Raw genomic sequence first — 22,336 nt, 5'->3', positions numbered from 1 at the left:
TTTAATCCTTTTAGTCTCTAATAATCAATGTCCTCAGTGGTTAGCGGCTTTAAACTTTCCTTTCGGTATTGGTGTTCTATGCCCCTTGTTGAATTCTATTGATTTTGTCGGGCAAGCCGTTATGCAACTTCCACAGGAGAAACAGTCTGGAGTTATTTTATGCTGCTGCAAGATCGCTTCCATAACTTCTGAGGGACACGCTTTCGAACATTCTCCGCAGGATATACAGGTATCATAATTAACCTTAATCTTATAGAAGCTAAATTTCTCAACCATCCACCCAACGAGTCCAAACGGACAGAGAAAGTGACACCAGGGTCTATAAATGAAGAGACTTCCTATTAAAATCACGGCAATAAATACAATTCCTATTATTGTAAGAACTGCAGGATTATATATATTAAAGGGATTGATTGGTTCAATGATGTCTATCGACCAGATAAAAGCTATTACTATAAATACTGAAAAGAAGACTACTCTGATCGTATTTGAAACTGCGAAAGGAAGTTTATATTGCTTAAATACACCGGTCTTATCATTTGAATTCCTATTTAATCGGAAAATGAAATCCTGCAGGGTACCAAACTGGCAGGCCCAAGCACAAATGAATTTGTTTGCTAAAAAAACAACAAGCAAGAAGACTAAAAGTGCAACTAACCTAGGTGGAAAGAAGATCCCTTTGATTGCATAAGCAGAGACTATATCCTTTACCGTAGACATCGAATTAGGTTCTGGACCTAAAATTACTCCAAAAATGATAAAGGATGCAAATAATAGATATTTCCTGATGGTAGGCGTTATTTTGCCACGCCTTAGAAGCACGAAAGCGACTGCGAATAACACAGCCCAAAGAATAAACTTCGTACCAATAAGTACTGCGTTTTTTGAGGCTTCTTCACCCTCAAAATTTAGTTCTTTAATAATCATGTTATTAGCATCTTTTTCACTTATGCTGAGTTCTCTCAGCGTTTTTGACAAATCAGAAGGACCTTTAACATTTAGGGCATCCTTCACAGTTTCAGGATTCAGGTGATTGATCGCTGAAATTTCCGAAATAGTCATATCTAAACCCACTGAAACAGACTTTGGAACGGGCGCTTTTTCGGAATGACCACCGAAAATCTGTGTAACAAAAAAAGATAAGACAAGAATTAGAGTAACTGTTGCAAGAAATGATAGGATCACACTTGTTTTAGAGTTTTTCAAAGTTAAGCACTCCATCTCAAATTTTATTGGCTCAATGACCAGTTATATAATCGTATCACGCATTTTTATAAACTCGACCGAACTTAAGTTCCCGCTGGCATATCTCTCCTTGAGAACTGATATTGCTGGACTATCGGAATTCTCGTCTTTTTGAAGTTTTTCATAAATACACGCCCCTTTTGCTTTAGTATGTTTTAACCTGATGGCTATATTCTAAGCTTTAGTTGTGTCAAAAGTATTACACAAGTAGTACAAAAGTAAGTGAATTTAAGCGTTTCGGGGGAGGGTTCCAATATTTATTGAGGGAAGATACATTCTGAGTTTGAGATGTTATGAACTTGCACATTCAAAAGGTAACAAGAGTAATTGTTTTGGTGATCTTGGCTACAATGTTAACAGGGTGTGCTTCATATTTACTGTTCAAGGGGGTCAGCAGGTACAGGGCTGGAGACATATAGGGATATGGTTATCAGTAATTCAGTTTGTAAGTATAAAAAGTGTTCCATAATAGTAAAAAACCGGATTGGTCTTAAAGTGTTTGCAGTCACTCAGGCGGCGGTAATCAACAAGGGGCAATAGATTAAAGCAACAAATGGGCTGGAAATAGCCTCCAGAGCCTTATACACCAAGGCTTTGAGAGTTTAGGCACAAAAATAGTGGGGGTATTGTCTTTTGTGATTTTAATTAAACCGCTTAAGACAACTATTCCTATATATTGGATGATAGTAAGAATCTGGACCTCCACGATTCAGAAAATAGTGCTGCTAATAGGTACCCCAAAAATAAAACCAAAATAAAAAATAGCACCATTATCATCCCCCCTAGGTTAGAATAGGATATAAAAAGGTGAAGAATAGTTGTCTTAATACCTTATTTTGGTATAATTAAATTGGCTAGTGTATGATGTACGTACTGATAAGGCCTAACTAATGAGGAAAATGAGGTCAAAGTGATGGATAAGTTAATGGAAAAATGCAAAGGGGCGATTGCAGCCTTTCCAGAGATTGAGCTGGTGTACTGGTTCGGATCACGCGCACAGGGAAAAGGGACTCCTCTAAGCGATTGGGATTTTGCAGTTAAATATAATAAAGAAATGACATGGAAAGAACAATTAAATATTCGTTCCATAATTGCTGAAAGTCTTGAAACGGATGCCATCGATTTAGTGGATTGGGATCAGGCAAACCTACCTTTGCGTTACGCTGTCGTGCAGGAAGGTGTCTTGCTTATTAGTCGTAATGAGTGCCTAAGAGTGGAGTTAGAGACACAAACACGGTCCCGTTATTGGGACTTTGAACCTTGTTTAAAAGAGCATCAGGAAGCATTTTTCCGACGCATTGTTGATAGGGGGTTATGAGTTGGTTAATCGCACAAAGGTTGAACGGCAATTAGAGCTTATCAAAGAATATTTGGATTTCTTACAAGAGCTTCAATCGCTTACTGAAGGAGAGTTTGCTGGGTCCAAAAGGGACTTTCATAGTGCTGAGCGTTGTTTGCAGTTAGCCATCGAGTGCTTGATTAATATTGGAAATCATATTATTTCTGATAAAGGCTTGCGAGCTCCGAAAGATTATGCGGATATCTTTAAGGTGCTTGCGGAAAATAGTATCTTATTAACGGAGGATGTGCTGACCCTAAAACAAATGGTACAGTTTCGTAACCGGCTCGTCCATGTTTATTGGGATATTGAGCCTAAGGTATTGTGGCAGATTATTCAGAAAGAATTAGGAGGAATTGAACGGTGCGCACGAAACTTGGCTAAATATGCCCAAAATCACTGACCTACCGAAGAGTAAATTTCGTATAGAAATAGCTTTTGAAGCCTTACACATCCGTCTGATTTCTTCTCAAATTCGGATTCGAATCCGAATTTGAATTACCTTGGTGGGGGTTTTAATCGGCAAGTGCGCCCTTGGGCCGCAAAATCACTGCCATGGGCTGGCCGTGCATTTCCCCGTTTGGCAGGCTTTAATACAGGGCGGGTCATACAAATCGGTTGTTGTTGAATCCGTGATTTCTGCCGGTGGTGAGAAACATATTTTTGGCAATAATCAGTTCCATAGAAGGCGGTCCTGGAAAGGTAACAGACCCTTAGCGAGAAAGGGGAGCTCCAAAAGGCCCTGGATGCACCGTCAATAGAGGAATTATTTATACCTTTACTCGAAGTAAGCGTTTCAAAGATTCTGCCAACACTAAGCCAAATATTGAGGCGGTTTAACTTCGCTAAAAGACACACTATACGAATTGCCTAGTGCATCTAGACGGTGGCTCTCACTTATCGGAACTCTGGATCGTTTTTGTCATAGAGTATTACACTCTGTTCCAAGTTGAAAATGACCACAGCAGTTCTTATTTTAGATGAGCATTGGGTACCATTTTGGTACCCGTTATCTTGAACGAATCCAAAAAGAGTACCTTCAGTTAGTTAATTGAAAGGTACTCTCTTTTGATGTAAATCTATGGATATTGACTTTGTAGTTTTTTATGAATTTGTGGGTGTGAAATTGAGGGTGGAAATAGTGTCCAAAGCAAATCAGAGTAGGTTTCAAAACAAAAATTTGAGAAGTTTTCGAGAGTGGTCAAAATGAGTAAATTTCGAGGTTTATAGGCTTTCAAGGGCTTGTTAATAAAGCTAAGTCAACGGATTCAAGAGATATCCATTGGTATGCTAAAGTAGCATGGGTCTAAATACAAGGATAAAGAGACAAGGGAAATCCTGGGTAAGGATCGCTGGCAGAGTTATACGTTAGCATATATGGTACAGAACCCTAAAAAGGGATTACAGGAAGAACTATACAGAGCTTTATTCGGCGCGAAGAACTTAGGCTTAATAACTGGTGAAGAATCTCGATGGGACGAACCTTAAGCTAGATTGCGGGGATCCAACTTGTAATTAAGACGCACCTAGCTAAGAATGATTTATACGGATACCTTATTGAAGTTGAGACAGCTCCGTTCCATGGATTTCAAACAGTTTATTTTTTGTTTTCTTGAAGTCTTTTATAGACTCTTTCTGGAGTCAGGGGAATTTCATTGAAACGAATTCCAGTTGCATCGTAGACTGCATTGCCTATAGCAGCTGCCGACAGCACCATACCACATTCGCCTACACCTTTTGCCCCATAAGGACCGGACGGATCATTAGATTCCACAATAATCGCATGGATTTCCGGAGCATCCATTGCGGTAGGCAAAAGGTACTTATGGTAGCTAGTGTGGAGAGGTTTCCCTTTAGCACTAATCTTGATTTCTTCACTTGTGGCATAGCCTACTCCCATGAGTACTCCGCCTTCAATCTGGCCTTCGACGATCATAGGGTTGACAGCTTTACCTACATCATGGGCAGCTGCTACTTTCACCACTTTCACCATACCAGTTTCTGTATCCACTTCCACCTCGTAAAAATGTGCATGCCAGGGAGGGGAATTAGGTGGTATGGTTCGACCGATTCCAATGAACTGTTTGTTACGTAAGTGGGCATGATAAACCAACTCTCTTACGGAAATATGCGTCATCGATTCTTCGCCTGACCGGCAAATTCCGCTGCCTTCGCAGCTTTCTGCTTCATTGGATCCGGATATATGAATGATCCCCTTGGTGATATCCAGTCGTTCCAGGGCTATTTTCATAACTACTGCTGCGTATTCTAAAATCTGTTTGCGCACATCATTACCTGCGGCGACAACAGCAGTCCCTGCAGCATACAGTGTCCGGCTGGCATGGCTCCCAATATCAAAGGGTGTGGTCAGGGTGTCACCGAAAGTCATATTGACTTGGCTCATTTCTACTCCAATGGCTTCAGCGGCCAATTGAGGAAGGGTTGTTGATGTTCCCGTACCAATATCTGGGACACCTACAGCCAGCAAAATCGATCCATCCTGCTGGACAGTAATAATTGCATTATCATAGTCTACACAAAACGGCCAGGCGTTGCTACAATGAGTTCCGACTCCCATCCCAATACCTCTGAGGATCTTACTGCCAGGCTCATTCAGAGTACCTCTCCGTTCCCAGCCAATTACTTTGGCTGCTTTTTCAACACATTCTGCCAAACCTGTAGATCCACAGGTATATGGAAGACACCAATTATCACCAACTTGTATGATGTTCTTCAGACGAAGTTCTAGGGGATCCATCCCGATCCGTTCGGCTATGGTATCCACGGCAGCTTCAATGGCGAACATAGCCTGTGGGTTGCCAAAGCCACGCATGGCACCAGAGGGCGTGAAGTTGGTGTAAACGCTGTGACCATAATAACTCATATGCTCCATGCGGTAGACAGCCAAACCCATAGCTCCCAAGACACCCGGCGTTTCACCACTAAAGCTGCAGTAGGCACCCGCATTCAAGGCACTTTTCAATTCCATAGCTTGGAAAGTTCCATCATTTTTACAGCCCAATTTAACCCAAACATATCCGCCATGCCTGGTATCGGAAGAAGTGAAGTCCTCTTCCCTTGTATAGACTATCTTCACGGGTTTTCCGGTAAGTTTAGAAAGGGCAACTGCGATAGGCTCTGCTTTGGCGCTTAACCCAATTCGGACCCCAAACCCTCCTCCTACATAAGGGGGATTCAAAACCCTAATTTTACTCTGAGGAGTCGAGAAAATCTTCGAAATAATCATGCGAGAGGGATGTGGTGTTTGAGTAGTAGACCATACCGTGATACCCCCATCCGAACCCACCTGGGCAAGGGCAGCCTGAGTTTCCAACTGGGCTTGTTTTTGAATTGGTAATTTAAACACATCTTCGAAGATAATATCTGATTCTGCGAAACCTTTTTCTATATCGCCCATTCCGAATTTGACGATTTCAGCGGGAATATTTTTGCCAGCATGGCATTCATGTATAATTGGAGCTTCCGGTTTCATAGCCTCCAAGGGATCGAATACAGCTGGAAGAAGTTCATATTCTACCTTAATATGTTTCAGGGCCTCTGCAGCTACCTTCTCGCTGATGGCTGCCACTGCTGCCACTTCATCACCCACATAACGAACGACTTTGTCAAAAATATATTGGTCCAGAACAGGCTCCATACTGGGCACTGTAAAGGTCATGGTAGCAGAAGTATTGAACAGCTCCCGAGGTGTGTTTCCCCAGGTCGCTATCCCTTTGACGCCGGGGATTTTTTCCGCCTGCGATGTGTCAATGCTTTTAATAAGGGCATGCGCGTGGGGGCTGCGCAGGACTTTGGCATATAACATCCCCGGTATATTCATATCAGTGGAAAACATAGCTTTTCCTGTTGCTTTTTCCAGTGCATCATTTCGTTTAATATTTTTGCCAACCACATTGAAGGTTTTCATTCCGCTTCCTCCTTACCCTTTTATTTTTTGACTAGCTGACATAACAGCATTGACAATTTTCACATAACCCGTGCAGCGGCAGATGTTTCCGGCTATGGCTTCCTTAATCTCATCGTTGGAGGGATCAAGGTTTTTATCCAGAAGGGCTTTAGCCGACATAATCACCCCAGGTGTGCAATAACCACACTGAATGGCACCCTCATTGATAAACGATTCCTGCAAAGGATGAAGCTTGTCTTTGTTTCCGATCCCCTCAATGGTTTCTACGACTGCGCCCATGGCTTTCATCGCCGGAATCATGCATGAGTTGACAGCCTCACCATTCATGATGACGGTACAGGCCCCACATTCTCCTTTTCCGCAGCCTTTTTTTGCCCCTGTTAAATACATCTTCTCCCTCAGGATATCTACCAACATCTCGGAAGGCTCTGCTAAGACTTCCGTAACTTCTCCGTTCAAAGTGAATGTAAGTTTAAACGTATTCATGATTCTCCTCCTTCATTATCAGCCCTTATTAACAACCTGCGCAACAGCCGTCTTTATACATCTCTTCACCAGAGCAGGTAAAACTTGCAATCGATACTCCCTGGAACCCCGCAAGTCACTATCGCGCGGATTGGCCTGGGCTGCCGCTTCGTATGCCGCCTTGGTGATAATCTCATCGTCTATCTCTGTGCCTTTTAGAATCCTTTCGGCATTGGTTGCCCGCATCGGACCCGGTCCTACCGGAGCCATCGCGATACGTACCCATTCAAAACGTTGTTGCCCTTTTTCCAAAGAAACCATCACGGCTATATTCAGCATGGGTAAAGCAAGTGCTTTCCTTTGTTCCAAGCGGACAAAATAGGAGCTTTGATTCTGTTCATGTGCAGGTATAATTACCTCAGTGACCAATTCTCTTCTACAGTCAACTCTGCTTTTTCCCACGTCTTCATACAATTGATCGATGTGAACATCCCTCGTTCCAGAGGTATCCGCGATAGTCACTTTTGCCCCCAGGGCTGTAAGAGCAACGGCAGTATCAGCCGCTGGTTGGGCATTGATAATATTGCCGACGACAGTGGCAATATTACGAATTTGCAGAGAGCCCACTTTCTTGGCCGCCATAGCCAAAGCCGGTGCATTTGCCCAAATAAGCTCTGATTCAGCCACCTGCGCATGTGTTACCGCTGCGCCGATTTTGATAATACCGTCTTCCATGGATAGATTTTTCAATTCAGGAATACGAGTAATATCTACCAGTGACTTCGTTCTTTTCTTTCCTTCATGAAGATCAAGTAGTAAATCTGTGCCGCCCGCAATGATTACGGCATCTCCAGGTCCCTTGTTTAGAAAACTTAACGCGTCGGATACTGATTCAGCCATATAATATTCTTGGAACACGACATGACCCCCCTTTTTATTTTTCTAAGTTTGCAAATATTCAATATTGCAAGAATAATGCCTATGTTTGCCAGACCGCCTACTTTTTCTAAATCCCGCGGTAATGGTCTTTTCCGACCACTGTTAACCCAACTATGTAACCATGGACAAATACTCCAACCAAAAAATCGGCTGAGCAGACAAAAAAATGGTAGCGGCCAAAAAATCGGCCGCCACTATTTTTAAAAATTTTTATTGGTTTTTACCTTTTCATTTTTCAGGTAACGCAGTGTCCTCGGGTTGATGTGCAGGAGTTTTGCTGCTTCATTTTGATTATTTTTTGTACTATCCAAAGCTTTCATGATAATTGTACAAATGATGTCGTTGTTCTGTTGCTCTAGCATCCTTATCACTTCCGGCAGATTAACCTCATCTTGTTCCATAATGGTTTTCAGCATATGCTGGGTCCAGGTCTGCGGAGGATCTTCGATCAGTTCTACGTTTTCGTTATTTTGCTTTTCGAAATGCTTCTCATCTCTCGCCAATAAGTAGGGGGGCAAGCACTTCTCGTCCATTTCGGAACCCTCACGCAAAACCATTGCTCTGGATACAATGTTGGACAATTCTCGAATGTTGCCCGGCCAGGAATAGTTCTGTAGCATAGTGATGGCTTCCTTGGTAAAGACTGCCTGTGTTTGCTTATCCGAAAGATTCTTTTCGATGAAATAATTAATCAAGGGCTCGATGTCCATGACCCTTTCCCTCAGTGGAGGAAGTTTCAGATCCACCACATCCAGTCGATAGAGAAGATCCTCCCGAAATAAGTGGTCCTTAACGGCCTGTCGTAGGTTTTTATTGGAAGCAGCTAAAATACGCACATCACTTTTCAAGGGTGTTTCGCCCCCTACCCGGTAAAACTCCCCCGTTTCCAAAACTCGTAAAAGTTTCAGTTGAATCGCGGGCGAGGCATCTCCGATTTCATCGAGTAACAGAGTCCCGTTATTAGCAATTTCAAAAACTCCTCTACGTCTGCTGATAGCACCTGTAAAAGCGCCTTTTTCATGCCCAAAGAGCTCGCTTTCCAAGAGCGATTCTGTTAATGCTCCACAGTTAATTGCGATGAAAGGGTGACTGGAACGGGGACTGTTGTTATGGATATACCTGGCCGCTAGCTCTTTCCCTGTTCCTGTTTCCCCCTCAATGAGTACGCCTAGTTTTTTGCTTGCCATTTTCCTGGCCAAGAGTAGTATTTCCTTCATCGGACTATTTTCGCTAATGACGATTCCAAAATTTGTGGTGATAGTTTTCATCTCGTTCTGCACATACGTCTGCTTGCTTTGAATAAATTGCAGGGTCCTATCAATAATTTCATCCAGCTCGCCCAGATCATTAAATGGTTTGTCGATATAATCGAAAGCTCCGTACTTCATGGCTTCAACAGCAGACTTAACAGTACTGTATCCCGTCATGATGATTACTTCACAATTGGGATACAGAGTTTTTATTTCCTTCAATAGCGTAATCCCATCTGTATCCGGCAATTTGAGATCAATCAGGGCAAGGTCGTATTTATTTTTCTGAAAGTCCTTCCGGGCAAGCTCTCCTGAATAGTCCACATGAACGGGCAATTGCTTAATCTCTTGGAAGTAGTAGTTAAAAAACGTACAAACTTCAATTTCATCGTCTACAACAAGAATCTCCGCTATGTTCACACCCCTTCCTCCTATTGCTAAATCTTAATGGGAAGAAACGACCGAATGATTGACCAAGGGAAGTACCAATGTGAAGACACTACCTTTTTCAAGCGTGCTCGAAACTTCGATGCGCCCCCCGTGAGTCTGTGCTATACCCAGACTGACCGAAAGCCCTAATCCTGTACCTCTCATTTTCTCTTTTGTGGTGAAAAATGGATTAAAAATATTATTTTTGATATTATCAGGTATCCCACATCCGTTATCGCTAACGTTGACCATGATGACCGGTTCTTGACTCCAGCGGTCGCATTTCATTTCGGTACTGATTTCGATAATAGAGCTGCTTATTCCTTCTAGTGCATCCCGGGCATTCAACAGAAGATTAATGATGACTTGCTCTAACTGCTGTTTATTGCCCATGATTGGTGGAATCGCGCTATCTAAACGCTCAATGATGTTGATGTTGCTCTTTTCAATTTGATAGGAGACAAGAGAGAGGCTGGCTTTGATCACTTCATTGATCAGGGTTGGTTCAAAAGCATAACTATCCTGCCGGGAAAATGTCAAAAGGTTTTGAATAATACGGCTACAACGCTGACTGCAGCTCTTGATGTCTTCCAACAATTTTTCTGTTGTATCGCTGCTCATTTTTTTTCTCGTTAGAAGTTCAGAATTGCCGATAATCGCGGTTAAAGGGCTGTTGAGTTCGTGAGCCACCCCAGCAGCCATTTCTCCAATTGCCGCCAATTTTGCAGATTGGAAGAGTTGGCTTTCCATATTCCTTCTGGTCGTGATATCTTGGACATAAATGACCATATAATTGGGACTACCCTTTTCGTTGCTAACTGGATAAGCACTAATATTAAAAATGGTCTTATTGTCGCGTCCCATAACTTCTTGCACAGCTGGCCTGCCCGTTTGAAAGGCCGTAACCGATGGACAATATTTTTTTTGTCCTCCACAGCAGGAAAACATTTCATAACAAGTTTGGTTGGATTTTTTATGAGTCATTTCTTTTGAACTATTATGCCGAAGCACCATGTAGCGTGGGTTAATCAAAAAAAGTCTGTCGGGAACAGCTTGAAATGTCTGTTCCCACTCTGACTTGATGGCCAGGACCTCGCTAAATAGGCGAGAGTTGTAGATGCAAACTGCAAGCTGGTCGGCCATTTGCTCTACAAAGACGAAATCGTTTTCCGAGTAGGCAAACGCAAATTTACTACCAAAATTTAACGTGCCGATGACTTCATTTTTAACGAGAAGCGGAGCCATGATTGCTGACTTTATCCCTAATGACCGCAGATTGCCGTCTTCCTCGTATTTATGGCTGTCATTCCATATATCCTGCCTGAGGAAACAGCTTTTATCCTCTATGGCTTTCCAAGGCGCAGAGTTTTTACCGGACAACATCCAGCCAACTCCTAATTTTTTTTGCTCCTTGGGGACACCTGACTTAATAATTAGCTCATCATTTTCTATAAGGCAGAAACTCAATAAATCATAGGGCAACACGCTTCGTAAAGGAGTAGCTACCTGCTCAATGATTTCCTCATAGGACATTTCCACATTAATGCTTTGAGCGATTTGATTTATGATAGCCAAACGGCTGTTTTGCCTCTTTAATTCTTCAATCACTGAGTTGATACTTTCGCTTGGAGGTATTATTTTCCCCATCTCCTGTATTATTAATAATTTATTTGTTGTTGATTTCAGTGCAATAAGCTTAGAACTCTCAGTTTCATTTCGCAACTGACCGCTACTCCAAACCATTTTCCTCATCTTATAGATATTATGTCTCTCCAACCTCTCAGATAGAAAATTAACGAAGTAATTGCTACCATGGGGTTCAGATTCCAAATTACTCGCTGTAGAGAAAATGCCAAGAAGTTTTCCCACATTATAACACAATACGGCTCATTTGAAGGGCAAATGAAGCAGGAATTTAATTTAGAGAGAACTGATTAAACCTATCAACAAAGACCAATCGAAGTAAGCCTTAAAATAGTATGAATGAGACTCCGAAAAGTCTTATTTACCAAGACTTTGGAGACTTAATAGAAAATATAAAGTAAGGGTATTGCCTCTTAGTAATTTCAGAGACAATAATCTATTTTTGTTTCCAATTTTGAACGCAAAAAAAGACACAGGTGTAGCCTTTGTACCGTAATCAGATTTACGTGCAAAGCACCACATGTGTCGTTTCTAGAATTCATTATTCGATTGTCGATATACTTTATCATATTTTTTTGAAAAGTCATGTGAACGAGAAGTCAAATTACTAATAATTTAAGTGCCAATAATTATGTTCATTCAATAGAACCAATAATCGGCCATAATCTCACAGAATATCGAAGGAGATTATGGTTTTTTAATGCACCTTTAGCTATACCTTTTCAGGGTAAAGTAATTTTATAAAATTCCAGAATTTTATAGGACAGATAGAGTTGAAAAAATACATCCCCATCATTCAAATCAACATTTAATAGCTTTTCTATTTTTTCAATCCTATGAAACATAGTGTTGCGATGGATATTCAAAATATTGGCTGAGTCTTTGATATTTTTAAAATTACTGATGTAAGTGTAAAAGCTTTGGACATAATCCGTGCCATTTTCCTTATCATATTCAATGAGCTTTATCAAGGAATGATGAATCAACTTTTTGGATTTTTCGCCGTGGGCATAGTTACTTATCAAATCAAAAATAATAAAATCTTGATATTCATAAAAATGTTGCTCACTTTTTATAGAACTTCCCAACTTAATTGCCTCAACCGATTCAAGGTAATGTTCCCTTACATCCGTTAATTTTGAAAATGGACGACTGATTCCTGCTTGGATATTATTGGCATTAATAAATTCTTTTAAAGTCTTTAATTCTATCTCTTGAAAATGCCTACCACTTTCACTACTGGCCAGCACTACAATGTTTTGATTATAGACTATCGCTTTCGCGTTAGATAATGTATTCTCAATTTTACCCCTCAAGTAAGGGAGGGTTGATTTTAATCTATCTAAATTCTCTATATCAATGTTTATAACGAACAACTTGCTTTTAAACTTTAAGCCTAAGATTTTCAAGCGTTCAACGATTAATCTTTCGTCTTCGAACTTCCCATCAAGCAAATCGTACAAAAAGCTTTGATGCATCAGTCCCTGGGAGAAATCAATATATTTAGTTTTTTGAAACTCAATTGAGAAGGCATCGCAAAGCAGGGAGAGCAATTCCTCATCGCTTTCTTTAAAATCTCGGTTATGGGCGCAAACCACGATACTCGCGACATCTCTGTTGCTGATACGTATCTTGCCGATCAGTCTGGGGTACTTGCAGTAAGCATCGGACCAGTAAAAAGGAGCATCACTTCTTGCTATCTCATTAAACAAACTATTCCTGAGATAATACGAATAGGTCTGAAAGAAAAAGTTATTGTTCATCTTAAGCTCATTCCAGACGGGGTCATCGGTTACTTTGGTTTCACCGGTTGAAGCAAGTACTTTTACGCTATAGTCAGTGACCGTAAAAGGGTTGCCCAGAACTTCATACCCTAGATCGACAAGGGCTTGCAGGCCGGACTCTTTGCTGAGTGTTTTAACTAACCTCAAGGAAAATTGAGAAAGAAGCGAATTTTGTTGTTCCATGAAGAACCTCCTTGTTCAAGGCGGAGTGCACAATATACTGTTAAACACCATATTTTTGTAAAATTGACCAAAGGTAATAGTCCGAAAAGATCGAATATTAGTTTATATATACAACTATACAACCTAGTAAATAAGGAAAGGGGATTAATTTTATCGTTACTTGTATTTTAGCATGAAACGCTGGATGAAAGTAATTGATTAATTGAGCCTAAAATTCTAATGGGAGTGACGAATTTTGATAATTATTGGAGAAAAAATCAACGGAGCAATTCCTTCCGTAGCAAAGGCAATTGTTGCAAAGGATGAAGACCTTATTAGAAAACTGGCTAAAGATCAGTCAGAAGCAGGAGCTGCCTTCATTGATGTGTGTGCATCAGTTGAAAACAGCATTGAACTTGAAACCATTAAGTGGCTTATCGACCTGGTACAGGAGGTTACAGATACACCCATTGCTATTGACAGCCCTAATGTTCGTATCTGTGCAGAGGCTATTAAATTCTGCAAAAAGCCGGGTCTTATCAATTCGGTCTCTCTGGAAGGAGATAAGATTGATGTCATATTTCCCTTGATAGCTGAGACGAAATGGGAATGTGTCGCTCTTCTATGCGATGACACGGGAATTCCCCAGGATTCAGAAAAACGTTTGGAAGTTTTTGCCGGAATTATGAAAAAGGCTAAAGAATATAACATTGACCCGTCTCGGCTGCATATTGATCCTTTAGTTCAAATGCTCTGTACCTCGGAAGACGGAATCAACACGGTGGTAGAAGTCATCAAAGAAATCAAAACACAGTATCCCGAAATTCATGTAACAGGAGGAGCAAGCAACATTTCTTTTAATCTTCCTGTCAGAAAACTTGTCAACCAGGCATTCCTCGTGCTGGCGATGAACGCAGGTATGGACAGTGCGATCATCGACCCGTTAAACAGAGATATGATGGGCATGCTCTATGCCACTGAAGCCCTCTTAGGACAGGACGAATACTGCATGGAGTACATTGGAGCATATCGGGAAGATAAATTTGGTCAAAAGAAATAAATATCATAACACTAGGAGGAATTAAGATGACAAAGATCACAGAAGTAAAAGCTAAGGTAGAGGCAGGAAAAGCTAAACTCGTACCGGGTTTAGTGCAGGAAGCACTTGATGAAGGAAGTGCAGCGGGGGACATTCTCCAGGCTATGATCGACTCTATGGGCGTCGTAGGGGAAAAATTCTCTGCAGGGGAAGTTTTTGTACCTGAAATGTTGATGGCGGCTAAAGCTATGTCCAAGGGCGTCGATGTACTCAAACCTCTTCTCACCGGGACCAGCACATCTTCTTTAGGGACCTGTGTTATTGGTACTGTTCAAGGCGATCTTCACGACATCGGCAAAAACCTCGTTGCCATGATGATCGAAAGTGCCGGGTTTAAAGTGGTTGACCTGGGCGTAGATGTTTCTGCAGAGAAATTTGTTAATGCCGTCAAAGAACAGGAAAATGTGACCATAGTAGCATGCTCAGGACTTCTTACTACAACATTGCCGGCAATGAAGGAGGCCGTTCAAACCCTTAAAACAAGTGGATTAACTGGGTTCAAGGTCATTGTCGGTGGTGCGCCTGTATCCCAGGAGATGGCGGATGAAATCGGAGCTGACGGCTTTGCTCCTGACGCGGGGAGTGCAGCTGTAAAAGCCAAGGAATTGGCAAGCGCTTAATCGACTCATAGGTATAAAGCGTCAAGCTTCGAACTAAATAAAAGGAGGCCATAAATGATGTTAACGAAGAAGCAGAATTTGATGGAAACGATCAAAGGTGGCAATCCGGATCGATTTGTAAATCAGTACGAATTTATGGATATAATACTGGAAGTTCCAGTAAGGCTTATGTGCGCCCCCGGTACGGAGATGAAAAATGATTGGGGAATTACCTTCAGATGGCCAGAAGGTCAGCTTGGTCAGTTCCCTGTACATGACGAAGAACACAAAGTATTAAAGGATATCACAGAGTGGAGAAAATACGTGAAAGCGCCTGTTATTGATAACACTGATGAAGCTTGGGCTGCAGCTGTAGCCCATGCCAATTCAATCGATCGCAATGAACAGTTTGTAACAGCCTTCGTTGCCCCCGGGGTTTTTGAAATGTGTCATCACCTTATGAGTATGGAAGATGCATTAATGGCTCTTTATGAAGAACCTGAAGCAATGCATGAGCTGATTGATTATCTTACGGATGCTGAGCTAAACTATGCAAAAATCCTGATCGATCGTCTCCATCCAGATGCCCTTTTCCATCATGACGACTGGGGCAGCCAAAAATCTTCCTTTATATCACCGGCAATGTTTGAAGAGTTCTATTTGCCAGCTTACAAGAAAATCTATGGATTCTACAAAGCTAATGGTGTCAAGTTGATTGTGCATCATAGTGATTCCTATGCAGCGAACCTGGTTCCCTATATGATCGAGATGGGAATAGATATCTGGCAGGGAGTTATGACAACAAATAACACTCCCGAACTTATCAAGAAATACGGCGGACAAATCAGCTTCATGGGGGATATCGACAGCGGCGTCGTTGATTTTCCGGAATGGACACCTGAAATCGTGGACAGAGAAGTAGAGAGGGCCTGCAAAAATTGTGGGAAGTTATACTTTATTCCTAATTTAACTCAAGGTTTGAATTTCAGTTCCTTCCCGGGGGTGTATGATTCCGCCACAGAAGCAATCGACAAAATGAGTAAAGAAATGTTCTAATATAAAGTTGCACTAATGCTTAGAAAGTATATAACGTAAGTTTATACTTTTTGACAGTGGGAAATGCCTCCGAAGTACGCCTTCGGGGGCCTTACTTTGATTAATATTAATTTTAAAGTTTTAAATAGCTTTAACTGATGCTATAGTTCAAAGGAGTTGAAATTATGAGCTCAGGCATAGATAATTCAAAGTTTTTTCTAAAGTCTCCGGGGGTTGATCAATTAGCAATTATTGCAAAGGAAGATATTCAATTTAATAAAGACTTTAGGTTACAATGTGAGCAGAATTCGTGTGGAAGTTATAACAAGAATTGGATGTGTCCCCCTGCAATAGGTTCGATTGATGAGTTGAAGGAAAAAGTTTTAAAGTTTAAACAAGGACTATTATTCCAAACCGTTTATCAACTTGAAGATTCTTTTGATTACGAAGGTATGCAAGAAGGCATCGAAGAGCATACAAAGATATTAAGAAAAGCATTAGACAATATAAAGAGCACCGGAGCTTTCAACGAATTCCTTCCTCTGAATGTTGGCCCTTGTACTTACTGTGGCCGGTGTGCTTTTCTTGACGGTCAGGAGTGCCGATTTCCTGAAGAAGCAGTTTCTTCCGTAGAGGCCTGCGGAATAGATGTCATGGCCTTGGAGAAGAGTTGTGGGATGTCTTATAATAACGGCAAAAATACTATTTCGTGTATCAGTCTTATTTTGTTTAACCTCGATTAGTTAGTGCTTACCTGTTTCATTACGATTCCAGCTTACAATGGGACAATACTGAGTGACTGCCATAGCTAGGGCAGGTCTTTCCATCTTCAGCAGTTTGCTGGGCGAGCCTTATCAAAAAAATTAAACTATTCGACATAATTCACCCTTAGTCCCAAGGAACTGGAGAATTGTACAAAACCGTCCCCGGTTTTCCCGCATACATTTGTCTGGGCAGTATGCTAAAATGAAAGAAGTAATTTTTGTTGAGCATCGTCCAAGACAAGGGGGAAAGTGATATGAGCGAGATACTGAACATCCGCCAGAGGTCTGAAAAAGAAGAGGAAGAACGACTCTCGCCCTATGCTGCAAAAAGCAGAGATGCCAATCGTGAGCGCTTAGAAGAAGAGTGCCCGATTCGCACAAAGTATCAAAGGGATCGAGATCGGATTTTGCACAGCAAACCGTTTCGTCGTCTTAAACATAAAACTCAAGTGTATATTGCTCCTACGGGAGATCACTATCGGACACGTATGACTCATAGTTTGGAAGTTTCCCAAATATGTCGAACCATCGCTCGGGGGCTGAAATTGAATGAAGACCTCATTGAAGCGATTGCCCTGGGGCATGATGTTGGGCACACTCCCTTTGGCCATGTTGGGGAAGAGGCTTTGAGACGAATTATTGGTCATTTCGAGCATAATGAACAGTCGATTCGCATTTTGACGGTACTAGCCCAAGAGGGGCTTGGTTTAAATCTCACAGAGTCTGTTCTTGATGGAATCTTACATCACACTGGAGTGGGTATGCCTAAAACTCTGGAAGGGCAGATTGTAAAAACTGGAGACAGGATTGCTTATCTTTGTCATGATTACGACGATGCCTTGCGGGCGGGCTTGCTTACCCAAAGTGACTTGCCTGAAACGGTTAAACGAAGTCTTGGTGTAAAGCCCAGTGACATGATTACCACGATGGTTGTGGATATGATTGAAGCGTCAAGTGGTCAAGATCAGATAAGGCAGTCGGTGGAGATAAACCATGCTATGCAGGAATTTCGGCAATTTATGTTTGAGAGGGTCTATAACAGCCTGAATTTGCGGGAAGAGCGACGAAAAGGACAATATATCATCCAGGCACTCTATGAATACTATACTCATGATTTTTCAAAGTTGCCGCAGAACTTTTTGATTTGGGCAGGCGGTAATAAAACAATTGCGGTCGTCGACTATATATCCGGGCTAACAGATAATTATGCGATTGATTTATTTCAGAACTTATTTGTTCCTCGAAAGTGACTCCCCCTATGCAGTTGGATAAAAAGGAAAAGTGGTTGAGTGAAAAATCTCAACCACTTTTGTAATATATTCCATTAATAAAGTATAAGTTTTGGCTTACAGAAGTAAAATAAGCCTATGACATATAAGATATGTTAGTCTTGTTCGTGTTTAAAGAGCGAATTGAAAGACACTGCCTGCTAAGATTTATTTAATTATTAAGCTCTCATTTCGCTTGATTGGATCTCGGGTATCCAAGTGACCGAGTATTCCATCGTGTTTGACGCCATCCAAGAGAAATTGGACACTGTGAACATTAGAAAGGGTCGTTAAAGTGTTTACTATACTGTACATAGTCATTTGTTCACCAGAGGAACCTCCCCCAAAGTTCTTTTGAAATTCTTTAGACAGATTAATAGTGGCTATTCCATCCGTGCTTACAGTAGCCTCGAGAAGAGTGGTTCCGGAAGGAAGTGGTTTTTCCAATCCTGTGGGGGGAGTGGCTAACTCTATAAACATTGCTTTAATAATTTCTTGCTCTTTTACCTCGACTGTTCGTTCCGTCGGAACTAACCCTGTGGCATCTGAGTTAGGAAAATAGAGGGTCAATTTAACAGAGTTTTTGGCCGGCTCAGGGGTGTTCGTATCTGGAGGAACAGGAGTTGTTACACTGTCCGCGGGTTTATCGCCTTGTGTTTTAGAGGTATTGCACCCTGTTAAAAAGGATCCTGCCAGTAATAAGCAAAAGATAGTCAAAACGATAGTGCTAAATGATCGTTTATTCATAGAATACTCACCTCTCTCATAAAGTTTATAATGCACATGTTGAGCTTCCGCAGTATTTTGTAGAACGTCAACGTAATTAGACGGTTCCTGTTAAAAGGTCAAGGTTTACCTTCACCATCCTTGGCTACTGGGACACTCGGCCATCGATGGCCAGCTCATAAGTGCAACTAAGGCGACCGCCGACGACTAACGCCTTGGCGCTAGTCAAGCCTACTTTATATATTATCATGCTTTTCAAATGCGCGAAAGGGTTAGGCTGTCGATTCTTACTCTGGGGGTAGGGATTGCAGGCAGAACACCTTACACAAATAATTGTCGAAGCAAGCAGGTATTATCTCAGAAAAAGAAGAATTAATACAATTAGGAAAGAGTATTCTACCCTTTCTAAAAACAGATTCACCGAATGAAGAACTAAAAAAGAGGATTTTATGAAGTTTCGGCGAAAGAAATGTATAAAGTAAGGGTTGACAAAATATATAAAATGTGGCTGAAAACTGAAAGGCGCTAGAGACGTGGATAATAGACTTCAACAAGAATTTATGCCGGAAGAGGTTATCGAGGAAGTGCGTTCGCGCACGGATATTGTAGAGATTATATCTGAATATGTCAGCTTGCAGCGTAAGGGGAAAAACTATTTAGGACTTTGTCCTTTTCATGCGGAAAAAACGCCTAGTTTTACTGTAACCCCTGAGAAACAAATGTTTTATTGTTTTGGATGCAATGTTGGTGGAAATGCCTTTTCTTTTCTTATGAAGAAAGAGAACTGGTCTTTTGTTGAGAGTATTCAGAATCTAGCCTCTAGATATGGCGTGTCGCTTCCAGAGAAAGAATTATCTCCGCGTGAACGGGAAGCAAATCGACGTCGTCAGCGGTTTGAAGAAATCAATGAATTAGCTACAAGCTATTTTCATGACCTCTTACTTAACTTACCTGAAGGAGAACTGGGGAGACTCTATTTTGAAAAACGTGGGGTAGACCTAGATACAATGAAAAGCTTTCGTTTAGGTTATGCTCCTGACCGGTGGGATGGGTTATTAACTTATATGCTGGAACGAGGAGTCCAGGCACATGAATTGGCGGAAAATGGGCTAGCCTTAGAAAGAGGGACACAGGGTAAAGGCGGAGGGTACTATGATCGTTTCCGCAACCGCGTCCTCTTTAGTATTCTTGATCGACGAAACCACACGATTGGATTCGGCGGTCGAGTGTTGGATGATTCTCTTCCTAAGTATCTTAATTCTCCCGAGACCGCTTTCTTTAATAAGGGGCACCATCTCTATGGGATGCATCGTGCGCATCAAGGAATTCGCGAGAAGGGTTTTGCCCTGTTAGTTGAAGGGTATATGGACGTTATAGCGCTCCAGAAATCAGGTTATCCTAATGCAGTCGCTTCCTTGGGGACTGCCTTAACACGGGAACAAGCAAAACTCTTGAGACGGTATACCCAGCGTGTTGTCCTGCTCTACGATTCCGATGAGGCTGGAATCCAAGCAGCCTTAAGAGGGGGAGAGATTCTGCGAGATGCGGGTATTCGCTTGGAAGTGGCAACTTTAATAGGAGCCAAAGATCCTGATGAATTCTTAAAACGTTATGGTGTTGAGGACTTTGAAATAGCCGTAAGTCAGGTTTTGACTTACGTAGAGTTCAAATATCGGACGATTGTTCAGGAAACACCGCCTCAGACCATTCAGGAAAAAGCAGAGTTAGTAGTTAAGCTTGCTCCGGATATCTTAAAAGTTGGCAGTCCAATTGAAAGAGAAGGGTATGAACGTTTCTTAAGTTTAGAACTTGGGCTTACTTTGGAAGCGGTACAACGCGAAATAGCCAGACTGGAACAGAAAAAACCTAAAAAAGAGCAATTACATGAATATTCTCAGCAAAAACGGGTTAGTTCTGGAAAAAATAGAGATAATATTAAGGATGAAATTATTTATAAAGAAGATACAGCGCCCCCTTCACCAACAGTTTATTTAGGGGTCTATCGAACAGAGCGTTTGCTTTTACGATTGATTATAGAAAATATTTCTCACTTGCCAAGACTTAAGGCTAAGTTAGGAGAATCCTTTTGGAAGATACCAGAACATCAACAAATCTTTAATTATCTCAATCAGGAGGGCAAATTGCCCGTGCACAGCGACGAAAACGTTCAAAGCCGGTTGGCTAGCTTGCTCCTGGAAGAGTTAGATATATCACAAACTGAGCGACTTCTAGATGACTGTATTAAAGGGATTCTTTCTACTCAAGCAGAAGAAAGGGTCGAGGATCTGCAAGCTCGCATGGCAACTTTAGAAAAATCCGGTGACATGGCAGGGGCTATGGCTCTGTTGAAAGAGATAGGAGAGCGGTTGAAACGTGGCGAATAGTAAGGTTATAGGCACCCAAAAGAATGATCCGAGGGAAGGTGGGGGACAGATGAATGAAAAGCAGAAGATGGATAACGTCCAAGCCCTCATTCAAAAAGGAAAAAAGAAGGGATCTCTAACTTATAGAGAGATTATGGATTCTCTCCAAGGGATTGAACTTTCCGCGGATCAAATAGATGATATCTATCAACAACTTGGACGAATGGGAATAGATGTGGTGCCAGAACCTGGAGAAGTTGAACTTGAGATCTTAAATAGCGTTAAAGTTGATGAAGACGATGATATCGTCGAGGACCCGGAAGATGATGCTGAAGAAGAGGCGGAAGTGGATCTTTCTGTACCCGAGGGTGTAGGAATTGACGATCCGGTTCGCATGTATCTAAAGGAAATCGGACGAGTTCCCCTGCTCTCTGCCGATGAAGAAATAGAATTAGCAAAACGTATGGAAGATGGTGACGAGGAAGCTAAGCGCCGATTAGCAGAGGCTAACTTGCGACTTGTAGTGAGTATCGCTAAACGCTATGTCGGACGGGGCATGCTTTTCTTAGATTTGATTCAGGAAGGCAATCTTGGGTTAATTAAGGCTGTAGAGAAATTTGACTATGTTAAAGGCTTTAAGTTTAGTACGTATGCCACTTGGTGGATTCGCCAAGCGATTACGCGCGCTATTGCTGACCAGGCCAGGACAATCCGAATTCCTGTGCATATGGTTGAAACAATAAATAAGTTAATTCGAGTTTCAAGGCAACTCTTGCAGGAATTGGGGAGGGAGCCAGCTCCCGAAGAAATCGCTAAGGTTATGGATATTCCCGTCGAACGGGTACGCGAAATTATGAAGATTGCCCAAGAACCGGTTTCCTTAGAGACACCTATTGGAGAAGAGGAAGACTCTCATTTGGGAGATTTTATTCCGGATGAAGATGCTCCGGCACCAGCAGAAGCTGCTTCGTTCATTCTTTTAAAAGAGCAATTGGAAGAAGTTCTAGAGACCTTAACCCCACGGGAAGAAAAAGTGCTTAGACTGCGCTTTGGACTTGATGACGGGCGGACAAGGACTCTAGAGGAAGTTGGGCAGGAATTCGGAGTTACACGCGAACGAATTCGTCAAATTGAGGCCAAGGCCTTGCGAAAATTACGGCATCCCAGTCGGAGCAAAAAGTTAAAGGATTATTTGGAGTAAACTCTTTTGTAATTAATCCCAGAAATTGGTCAAGGAAATTGATTTTCTCGAAAAAAAATTAAATTAAGACTTGACTATAGTGCATGAATTACGTAT

At 41.7% G+C, this 22,336-nt stretch carries 17 protein-coding genes; 9 read left to right on the top strand and 8 right to left on the bottom strand.

The window, feature by feature from the left end:
* Nucleotides 1–33: 33 nt before the first annotated feature.
* Entirely contained in the window at nt 34–1,206 is a 1,173-nt protein-coding gene (locus tag M8E35_RS08385; protein ID WP_252468396.1) for a 4Fe-4S binding protein, read from the bottom strand.
* A gap of 952 nt (nt 1,207–2,158) precedes the next feature.
* Here M8E35_RS08385 and mntA point away from each other — a divergent pair.
* Entirely contained in the window at nt 2,159–2,563 is a 405-nt protein-coding gene (gene mntA / locus M8E35_RS08380) for a type VII toxin-antitoxin system MntA family adenylyltransferase antitoxin (RefSeq protein ID WP_252468395.1), read from the top strand.
* A gap of 1 nt (nt 2,564) precedes the next feature.
* Nucleotides 2,565–2,987 (top strand): type VII toxin-antitoxin system HepT family RNase toxin, encoded by a 423-nt coding sequence (hepT, locus tag M8E35_RS08375; protein ID WP_252468394.1) that lies wholly within the window; start codon nt 2,565–2,567, stop codon nt 2,985–2,987.
* Nucleotides 2,988–4,181: 1,194 nt separating this feature from the next.
* Here hepT and M8E35_RS08370 read toward each other — a convergent pair.
* The 6 genes from M8E35_RS08370 to M8E35_RS08345 form a co-directional block, all read right to left on the bottom strand.
* A complete protein-coding gene (locus M8E35_RS08370; protein WP_252468393.1) occupies nt 4,182–6,512 on the bottom strand; it encodes a xanthine dehydrogenase family protein molybdopterin-binding subunit in 2,331 nt (776 codons plus the stop codon).
* A gap of 12 nt (nt 6,513–6,524) precedes the next feature.
* A complete protein-coding gene (locus M8E35_RS08365; protein ID WP_252468392.1) occupies nt 6,525–6,998 on the bottom strand; it encodes a (2Fe-2S)-binding protein in 474 nt (157 codons plus the stop codon).
* Nucleotides 6,999–7,016: 18 nt separating this feature from the next.
* On the bottom strand, nt 7,017–7,895 hold the full coding sequence (locus tag M8E35_RS08360; RefSeq protein WP_252468391.1) for an FAD binding domain-containing protein: 879 nt from the start codon (nt 7,893–7,895) through the stop codon (nt 7,017–7,019).
* Nucleotides 7,896–8,116: 221 nt separating this feature from the next.
* Nucleotides 8,117–9,586, bottom strand: a complete 1,470-nt coding sequence (locus tag M8E35_RS26690; protein WP_252468390.1) for a sigma-54-dependent transcriptional regulator — start codon at nt 9,584–9,586, stop codon at nt 8,117–8,119.
* Between the two features lie 24 nt (nt 9,587–9,610).
* Complete coding sequence (locus M8E35_RS08350) at nt 9,611–11,317, bottom strand: GAF domain-containing sensor histidine kinase (protein ID WP_252468389.1); 1,707 nt, start codon at nt 11,315–11,317, stop codon at nt 9,611–9,613.
* A gap of 644 nt (nt 11,318–11,961) precedes the next feature.
* The gene (locus M8E35_RS08345) at nt 11,962–13,206 is read right to left on the bottom strand and encodes a PucR family transcriptional regulator (protein WP_252468388.1); all 1,245 of its coding nucleotides are present in this window, start codon (nt 13,204–13,206) and stop codon (nt 11,962–11,964) included.
* 235 nt (nt 13,207–13,441) lie between these two features.
* Between M8E35_RS08345 and M8E35_RS08340 the strand changes: the two genes are divergently transcribed.
* The 5 genes from M8E35_RS08340 to M8E35_RS08320 all read left to right on the top strand — a co-directional run bounded on the left by M8E35_RS08340 (nt 13,442) and on the right by M8E35_RS08320 (nt 17,932).
* Complete coding sequence (locus M8E35_RS08340; RefSeq protein ID WP_252468387.1) at nt 13,442–14,245, top strand: methyltetrahydrofolate cobalamin methyltransferase; 804 nt, start codon at nt 13,442–13,444, stop codon at nt 14,243–14,245.
* 26 nt (nt 14,246–14,271) lie between these two features.
* Nucleotides 14,272–14,904 carry a cobalamin B12-binding domain-containing protein gene (locus M8E35_RS08335; protein ID WP_252468386.1) on the top strand — a complete coding sequence of 211 codons (633 nt, stop codon included), beginning with the start codon at nt 14,272–14,274 and terminating at the stop codon, nt 14,902–14,904.
* A gap of 57 nt (nt 14,905–14,961) precedes the next feature.
* Nucleotides 14,962–15,939: a uroporphyrinogen decarboxylase family protein gene (locus M8E35_RS08330; protein ID WP_252468425.1), complete on the top strand. Its 978-nt coding sequence runs from the start codon at nt 14,962–14,964 to the stop codon at nt 15,937–15,939.
* A gap of 164 nt (nt 15,940–16,103) precedes the next feature.
* A complete protein-coding gene (locus M8E35_RS08325) occupies nt 16,104–16,661 on the top strand; it encodes a DUF2284 domain-containing protein (protein WP_252468385.1) in 558 nt (185 codons plus the stop codon).
* 275 nt (nt 16,662–16,936) lie between these two features.
* Nucleotides 16,937–17,932 carry a deoxyguanosinetriphosphate triphosphohydrolase gene (locus tag M8E35_RS08320; RefSeq protein WP_252468384.1) on the top strand — a complete coding sequence of 332 codons (996 nt, stop codon included), beginning with the start codon at nt 16,937–16,939 and terminating at the stop codon, nt 17,930–17,932.
* 186 nt (nt 17,933–18,118) lie between these two features.
* Here M8E35_RS08320 and M8E35_RS08315 read toward each other — a convergent pair whose 3' ends face one another.
* Nucleotides 18,119–18,697, bottom strand: coding sequence for a GerMN domain-containing protein (locus tag M8E35_RS08315; RefSeq protein WP_252468383.1), 579 nt, complete (start codon nt 18,695–18,697; stop codon nt 18,119–18,121).
* A gap of 539 nt (nt 18,698–19,236) precedes the next feature.
* Between M8E35_RS08315 and dnaG the strand changes: the two genes are divergently transcribed.
* Together dnaG and rpoD are read left to right on the top strand one after the other, a co-directional pair.
* Nucleotides 19,237–21,060 carry a DNA primase gene (gene dnaG / locus M8E35_RS08310; RefSeq protein ID WP_289710740.1) on the top strand — a complete coding sequence of 608 codons (1,824 nt, stop codon included), beginning with the start codon at nt 19,237–19,239 and terminating at the stop codon, nt 21,058–21,060.
* A complete protein-coding gene (gene rpoD, locus M8E35_RS08305) occupies nt 21,050–22,240 on the top strand; it encodes an RNA polymerase sigma factor RpoD (RefSeq protein WP_252468381.1) in 1,191 nt (396 codons plus the stop codon). Before dnaG ends, rpoD begins: the two co-directional genes overlap by 11 nt.
* The last annotated feature ends 96 nt before the right edge of the window (nt 22,241–22,336 follow it).

Origin of the sequence: Desulfosporosinus nitroreducens (assembly GCF_023897015.1) — a bacterium.
GTDB lineage: Bacteria > Bacillota > Desulfitobacteriia > Desulfitobacteriales > Desulfitobacteriaceae > Desulfosporosinus > Desulfosporosinus nitroreducens.
This window is presented reverse-complemented; position numbering and strand designations above follow the sequence as displayed.